The 6,991-nt window shown below is 73.4% G+C and carries 6 protein-coding genes; 5 read left to right on the forward strand and 1 reads right to left on the reverse strand.

The genetic code is table 11. The features are described 5' to 3' along the window. Positions 1-170: 170 nt before the first annotated feature. A complete protein-coding gene (locus tag ABZ714_RS34680; protein WP_358829356.1) occupies positions 171-2,021 on the reverse strand; it encodes an AMP-dependent synthetase/ligase in 1,851 nt (616 codons plus the stop codon). 399 nt (positions 2,022-2,420) lie between these two features. Between ABZ714_RS34680 and ABZ714_RS34685 the strand changes: the two genes are divergently transcribed. From ABZ714_RS34685 to ABZ714_RS34705, 5 genes are all read left to right on the forward strand, one after another. Beyond that, positions 2,421-3,203 (forward strand): metallophosphoesterase, encoded by a 783-nt coding sequence (locus ABZ714_RS34685; RefSeq protein ID WP_358829357.1) that lies wholly within the window; start codon positions 2,421-2,423, stop codon positions 3,201-3,203. Positions 3,204-3,492: 289 nt separating this feature from the next. Beyond that, complete coding sequence (locus ABZ714_RS34690) at positions 3,493-3,942, forward strand: SRPBCC family protein (protein ID WP_358829358.1); 450 nt, start codon at positions 3,493-3,495, stop codon at positions 3,940-3,942. Next, positions 3,942-5,144: an ArsA-related P-loop ATPase gene (locus ABZ714_RS34695; protein WP_358829359.1), complete on the forward strand. Its 1,203-nt coding sequence runs from the start codon at positions 3,942-3,944 to the stop codon at positions 5,142-5,144. Before ABZ714_RS34690 ends, ABZ714_RS34695 begins: the two co-directional genes overlap by 1 nt. A gap of 74 nt (positions 5,145-5,218) precedes the next feature. Continuing rightward, positions 5,219-5,758: a DUF5304 domain-containing protein gene (locus tag ABZ714_RS34700; protein ID WP_358829360.1), complete on the forward strand. Its 540-nt coding sequence runs from the start codon at positions 5,219-5,221 to the stop codon at positions 5,756-5,758. Between the two features lie 195 nt (positions 5,759-5,953). Further along, positions 5,954-6,901: an ROK family glucokinase gene (locus ABZ714_RS34705; RefSeq protein ID WP_358829361.1), complete on the forward strand. Its 948-nt coding sequence runs from the start codon at positions 5,954-5,956 to the stop codon at positions 6,899-6,901. Positions 6,902-6,991 lie beyond the last annotated feature (90 nt).

The following is a 6,991-nucleotide window of genomic DNA, read 5'->3' on the forward strand; positions in this document are numbered from 1 at the left end:
GGGCAGTCCGCCCTCGACCAGCTCCTTCTCCTGCTCGGCGCCGACATCGGGCCTGCCCTCGGGCAGTACCACGTAGTGCACGGCCCGACGACATCAGCCCGGCAGGGCATTTGGCGCAGATGACCTCACCCGGAGGGTCGAGGCGCCCCCGCGCGCCGGGGACCTACCCCTCAGGCCCTGTAAATCGCTTCGACCTCGTCCGCGAAGTCCTTCGCCACCACATTCCGCTTCAGCTTCAGCGACGGCGTCAGGTGCCCCGCCTCCTCCGTGAACTGCGTCCCCAGGATCCGGAACTTGCGGACCGATTCCGCTTTGGAGACCGCGGCGTTGCCGTCGTCCACCGCGCGCTGGATGTCGGCCAGCAGTTCCGGGTCGTCCCGGAGCGTGGCGGCCGTGGAGCCTTCCGGTTTGCCGTGTCCGGCGGCCCAGCGGCCCAGGAACTCCTCGTCCAGGGTGATCAGCGCGCCGACGAACGGCCTGCCGTCCCCGACCACCATGCACTCGGCGATCAGCGCGTGCGCCCGGATCCGGTCCTCGATCACGGCCGGGGCGACGTTCTTGCCGCCCGCGGTCACCAGGATCTCCTTCTTCCGGCCGGTGATCGCGAGATAGCCGTCCTCGTCGAGGGTGCCGATGTCCCCGGTGTGGAACCAGCCGTCGCGCAGGGCCTCCGCCGTCGCGGCCTCGTTGTTCCAGTACCCTTCGAAGAGGTGCTCGCCGTGCAGGAGTACCTCGCCGTCGTCGGCGATCCGTACCACCGTGCCGGGCAGCGGCTGGCCGACCGTACCGATCTTCTGCCGGTCCCACGGGTTGAACGCGGTCGCCGCGCAGGACTCGGTGAGTCCGTACCCTTCCAGGACCGTGAAGCCGATGCCCCGGAAGTAGTGGCCGAGCCGTTCGCCCAGCGGCGCCCCGCCGGAGATCGCGTACTCGCCGCGGCCGCCGAGGACCGCCCGCAGCTTGCGGTGGACCAGCCGGTCGAACAGGGCGTGCCGGAGCCGGAGCCCGAACGAGGGGCCGCGCGGGGTGTCGAGCGACCGGCTGTACTCGATGGCGGTGAGCACCGCCCGGTCGAAGATCGCGCCCTTGCCGTCGGCCTGCGCCTTCGCCCGCGCCGAGTTGTAGACCTTCTCGAAGACCCTCGGCACTCCGAGGATCACCGTGGGCCGGAAGGCGGCCAGGTCGTCGGTGAGGGTCTTGATGTCGGGCAGGGTGCCCAGCTTGATCGGCGCCATCACGGCGGCGAGTTCGACCATCCGGCCGAAGACGTGCGCGGCGGGCAGGAAGAGCAGGACCGAGCTGTCGCCGGTACGGAAGAGGGGCTTCAGCCGCTCCACGATGTTGCCGCACTCGGCGAAGAAGGCGCGGTGCGTCAGTACGCAGCCGCGCGGGCGGCCGGTGGTGCCCGAGGTGTAGACGATGGTGGCGATGTCGTCGGCCTTGAGGGTTCCGCCGCGCTCGTCGACGGTCGCGTCGGCTATTCCGGCCGCGACTCCGGCGGCGGTCAGCTCCTCAACGGCCCCGAATCCGCCCGCCTCGCCGTCGCCGGGCCGGTCGCCTTCCGCCTCGCCGGCGTCGAGCTGCCAGACCGACCGCAGCTTGGGCAGCCGGTCGCGTACGGACGCCACCGCCGCCGCGTGCGCCGCCGACTCCACGACGATGCCCACGGCACCGGAGTCGGCCAGGATCCAGGAGATCTGCTCGGCCGAGCTGGTCTCGTAGACGGGGACGCTCACCGCGCCCGCCGACCAGATCGCGAAGTCGAGGAGCACCCACTCGTAGCGGGTACGGGACATCAGGGCGATCCGGTCGCCGGGCTCCACGCCCGAGGCGATCAGGCCCTTGGCGGCGGCGCGGACCTCGGCGAGGAACTGCCGCGCGGTGATGTCGACCCAGCCGTCCGGGGTGCGGCGGCCCATGACCGCGACATCCGGGTACTGGGCGGCGTTGCGGTGGATGAGGTCCGTCAGGTTCCCGTCGGCCGGGACCTCGTACAGGGCCGGAAGGCTGAACTCGCGCAAGACTGCTGCTCCTCATCGGGCGCCGGCGCCACAGCTTCGTGGAGGGGTGCACTGGGCTGCCCGGACGTTACCCACCGGTAGTCGGTTCCGGGTAGGGGGTTCCGGCCAGATGTTCCGTGCGTCACACCCGCCGTGGAAGGCGTACGGCTGTGGTTCGCGCAGGGTAGTCCCACGGTAAGCCACCCGCCGGGCAACGGGGAAGAACGCCTGGTCCGGGGCCGGACGGCGGCCCCGGATCCTCGGATCTGGCGGGCGACGGCGGGTCCACCTAGGGTGATCGGCGGGGCGGGGCGGGTACCCGGCCGGGCGCCGCGTCGGCCGCCGGACGGGCAGGGGCCGGGCGGCGGGCGGGGGCCGCGCCGGGAGCGGACGACGCCGTAGAGCAGGGGAGACCGGACGGTGAGTACACGGATCCACGTCGTGAGCGACGTACACGGCAACGCGGCCGGTCTGGCCGCCGCGGGCGCCGGTGCCGACGCCCTGGTCTGCCTCGGCGATCTCGTCCTCTTCATCGACTACCACGATCACTCGCGCGGGATCTTCCCCGAACTCTTCGGCGTCGAGAACGCCGATCTGATCGTCTCGCTCCGTACCGCCCGCCGCTTCGAGGACGCCCGTGACCTGGCCCGACGCCTCTGGGCCGGGCTCGACACCGGCGGCCGGAGCCGGGACGAGCTGATCGAGGAAGCGGTCCGCCGCCAGTACGCCGAGCTGTTCGCCGCCTTCTCCGTCCCGACGTACGCCACCTACGGCAATGTCGACATCCCGACGCTCTGGCCCGAGTACGCCCGCCCCGGGGTCACCGTCCTCGACGGCGAGCGGGCCGAGATCGGCGGTCTCGTCTTCGGCTTCGTCGGCGGCGGGCTGCGGACGCCCCAGCGCACCCCGTACGAGATCCCCGACGAGGAGTACGCGGCGAAGGTCGAGGCGCTCGGCGAGGTGGATGTGCTGTGCTCCCACATCCCGCCCGACGTGCCCGATCTGACGTACGACACCGTCGCCCGCCGCTTCGAACGGGGCAGCGCCGCACTGCTCGACGCGATCCACCGGGTCCGGCCCCGGTACGCCCTCTTCGGCCATGTCCACCAGCCGCTGGTGTCCCGGATGCGGATCGGCGCCACCGAATGCGTCAATGTCGGCCACTTCGCGTCGAGCGGGCGGCCGTGGGTGCTGGAGTGGTGACCCGGCGGCGGCCCGGCGCCTGCGGTGGCCCCGGCGGCCCTGTCCGGCCCGGCGGGGGCGCCGCTACGGAACGGCCCGCCCGGCGCGCTCGGGGATCCGGCCCGGCGCCCGGCCCCGGCTCCCGGACCCCGCCGCGCCCCCGGACGACCCCCCGGGGCGTGGAACAGCCGCCCCCGCGGGCGCGATAGCCTTCACACCACCTATTCACCTTCACCCCTTGACCCGGGGACCCCGCGGTGCCGACCGCGTCGGCCCGGTTACCGGGACCGCACTGTGAGGAGCCGCGGCGATGGCGGAACACACCAGCTCGAGCATCATCATCGACGCGGCGCCCGTCGAAGTCATGGATGTGATCGCGGACTTCGACCGCTACCCCGAGTGGACCGGAGAGGTGAAGCAGGCCGAGGTCGTCTCCCGGGACGCCGAGGGCCGGGCCGAGCAGGTCCGGCTCGTCCTCGACGCCGGGGCGATCAAGGACGACCACACCCTGGCCTACACCTGGAGCGGCCGGGACGAGGTCAGCTGGACCCTGGTGAAGTCCCAGATGCTCCGGGCCATCGACGGCTCGTACACCCTGCGACCGGTGGACGGCGGCGACCGGACCGAGGTCACCTACCGGCTCACCGTCGACGTCAAGATCCCCATGCTGGGCATGATCAAGCGCAAGGCGGAGAAGGTCATCATCGACCGCGCGCTCGACGGTCTGAAGAAGCGCGTCGAAAGCGGGACAGCGGCCTGATGCGTACGGTCCTCGTCACCGGCCTCGGCGGCGCGGGCCGTACCACCGTCGCGGCGGCCACCGCGACGGCCGCCGCCCGGAGCGGCCGTCGCACCCTGCTGCTGTCGGCTGAGCCCGGGCCCGCCCTCGCCGCGCTCCTCGGACTCGCCGAACCGCCGACCGCGACCCCCGTAGAGGCGGCCCCCCGGCTCCGGGTCGCCCGGATCGACGCCGCCGCCGACTTCCGGACCGAGTTCCTCGGCCTCCAGCGGACCGCCGCACCCGCCCTCGAACTGCTCGGCGCCGCCCCGATGGCGGGCGAGGAGCTGACCGAGATCCCCGGCAGCGGACAGTTCGCCCTGCTCCGGGCCGTCGCCCGGGAAGCCGCGCGGACCTCCGCCTGGGACCTCGTGGTGGTCGATCTGCCGCCGCTCGCCGAGGCGCCCGACCTGCTCGCCCTGCCCGAACGGCTCCGCCGCTACCTCCGCCGGCTGCTGCCGCCCGAACGGCAGGCCGCCCGCGCCCTGCGGCCCGTACTCGCCCAGCTCGCCGGGGTCCCGATGCCCGCCCGCTGGCTCTACGAGACCGCCGCCCGCCGGGACGACGAACTGGCCGCCGTCGAGACCCTGCTCGCCGCCGAAACGACCACCGTACGCGTAGTCGCCGAGCCGTCGCCGTCCGCGACCGCCGCGCTCCGGGCCGCCCGGCCCGGCCTCGCGCTCTACGGCCTGCGGGTCGAGGGCCTGATCGCCAACCGCGTACTCCCCGCGCACTCCGCCGACCCCTGGCTCGCCGATCTCGCCGCCCGGCAGCGGAAATGCCTGGACGAATGGGCCGCCTGGGACGAGCGGGGCGGCGACCCGGTCCTCTGCCGCGTCCCCCACCTGGGACACGACCCACGCGGTACGGACGACCTGGCCGGGCTCGGCGTACCGGCCGAGGTCCCCGGGATCTCCCTCGGCCCCTCCGACACCGGCGTCACCGACCTGCGGGCCGACGACGACCTCCTCACCTGGACCATCTCCCTGCCCGGCGCCGCCAAGGAAGACCTCGGACTGGTCCGGCGCGGCCAGGAACTCGTCCTCACCGTCGGGCCGTTCCGCAGGATCGTTCCGCTGCCGTCCGCGCTCCGCCGCTGCACCGTCAGCGGCGCCGGACTCACCGACGGCGTCCTCACCGTCCGCTTCACCCCCGACCCCGGGCTCTGGCCCGCACAGGGCTGAACGGCCCGCGCCCGGTCGGGTACCGTCGAACGTACGAGGAACCCGCCCCGACCGCGCCTGTGCAGGAGTACGAGATGAGCGATGCCACCGAGCGTCCCGCCGACGCCGACGTGTCCGCCGACGCCTGGGCCGACGCGTGCGCCGAGGACCTGGAGGCCGAGAAGGCCCGCCGCCGGGCCGAGTACGGCACCGCGCCCGGCAGCGCCGGGGAGGAGCTGCGCAAACTCTTCGGCGCCGTCGCCGACAAGGTCAACGAGTTCCAGTCGACCCTCCCCGGCATGGCCGCGCAGAACGCGGTCCAGCAGGTGGTGAACCAGGCGAAGTCCGCGATGGAACCCGTCATCGAACGCAACCCCCGGGTCTTCGACCACCTTGCGGCGGCGGGCGGCGAACTCCTCGCGGCGTACCGCTCCGCGGTCCAGGGCCAGGAGAACCAGTGGACCCGCCAGGCGACGACGGAGAAGAAGCCGGGAGACTCCCGGGGGTCGGCCGACGCCGCGGACGCCGGGTCCGGGGCGGCGGCCGGAGACGCCGGTCGCTCCGGTGACGGCCCGCGCGGCGACGACCGGCGGGGCGACGGGGCCGCGCCCGGCGAACAGATCGACCTCGACTGACTCGGCCTGCCCGGCCGGCCGGCCCCGGCCACCCGGCTTGATCTCCAAGTGATCACGACCGTGCCGTCGATGATCACGTACAGCCGGAAACCTGTCCCGCCTCCGGTACGGTGGCCGGGCCGGACCGCGTCGCGCGGCCCGGCGAGCCCGGCAGGTACGACGAGCACCACGAGCACGACAGGGACGCGGGGACACATGGCACTCTCGATCGGCGTCGACATCGGCGGAACGAAGATCGCGGCGGGTGTGGTCGACGAAGAGGGCACCATCCTCGACACCCATACCGTGCCCACCCCGTCGAGCCCCGAAGGCATCGTGGACGCGATCTGCGCGGCCGTCGGCGGCGCCCGGTCGAACACCGGCGACGACATCGAGGCCGTCGGTATCGGCGCGGCCGGCTACGTCGACGACAAGCGGGCCAACGTCATCTTCGCGCCCAACATCGACTGGCGCCACGAACCGCTCAAGGACAAGGTCGAACAGCGCGTCGGACTCCCCGTCGTGGTCGAGAACGACGCCAACGCCGCCGCCTGGGGCGAATACCGCTTCGGCGCGGGCCGGGGCCACCACGACGTCATCGTCATCACCCTCGGCACCGGGCTCGGCGGCGGCATCATCATGGGCAACAAACTCCGCCGGGGCCGGTTCGGCGTCGCCGCGGAGTTCGGGCACGTCCGGGTCGTACCCGACGGGCTCCTCTGCGGCTGCGGCAGCCAGGGCTGCTGGGAGCAGTACGCCTCCGGGCGCGCCCTCGTCCGCTACGCCCGGCAGCGCGCCGCCGCCACCCCCGACCAGGCGGAGATCCTCCTCGGCCTCGGCGACGGCACCGTCGACGGCATCCAGGGCCAGCACGTCAGCGCGGCGGCCCGGCAGGGCGACTCGGTCGCCGTCGACTCCTTCCGCGAACTCGCCCGCTGGGTCGGCGCCGGGCTCGCGGACCTGGCGTCCCTCTTCGACCCGTCGGCGTTCATCGTCGGCGGCGGCGTCTCCGACGAGGGAGAACTCGTCCTCGAACCGGTCCGCAAGTCGTTCCGCCGCTGGCTCGTCGGCTCCCAGTGGCGCCCCCACGCCCAGGTCCTCGCGGCCCAACTCGGCAACCGCGCGGGCCTCGTCGGCGCGGCAGACCTGGCCCGCCGGGGCTAGGGCGTGTCTGACGGATCAGGCTGGATCAGCGAGCGGGGTCTGGTGCCGTGGATCGCAAGGCGGAGGAGGGAGTCCACGCGGTGGGGGTAC

Source organism: Streptomyces sp. NPDC006798 (assembly GCF_040635975.1).
Classification (GTDB): Bacteria; Actinomycetota; Actinomycetes; order Streptomycetales; family Streptomycetaceae; genus Streptomyces.

Bases quoted from the DNA above. Each gene is read 5' to 3' on its own strand.
- ABZ714_RS34695 (WP_358829359.1), top strand. From the start codon at position 3,942: ATGCGTACGGTCCTCGTCACCGGCCTCGGCGGCGCGGGCCGTACCACC.
- ABZ714_RS34705 (WP_358829361.1), top strand. From the start codon at position 5,954: ATGGCACTCTCGATCGGCGTCGACATCGGCGGAACGAAGATCGCGGCG.
- ABZ714_RS34700 (WP_358829360.1), top strand. From the start codon at position 5,219: ATGAGCGATGCCACCGAGCGTCCCGCCGACGCCGACGTGTCCGCCGAC.
- ABZ714_RS34690 (WP_358829358.1), top strand. From the start codon at position 3,493: ATGGCGGAACACACCAGCTCGAGCATCATCATCGACGCGGCGCCCGTC.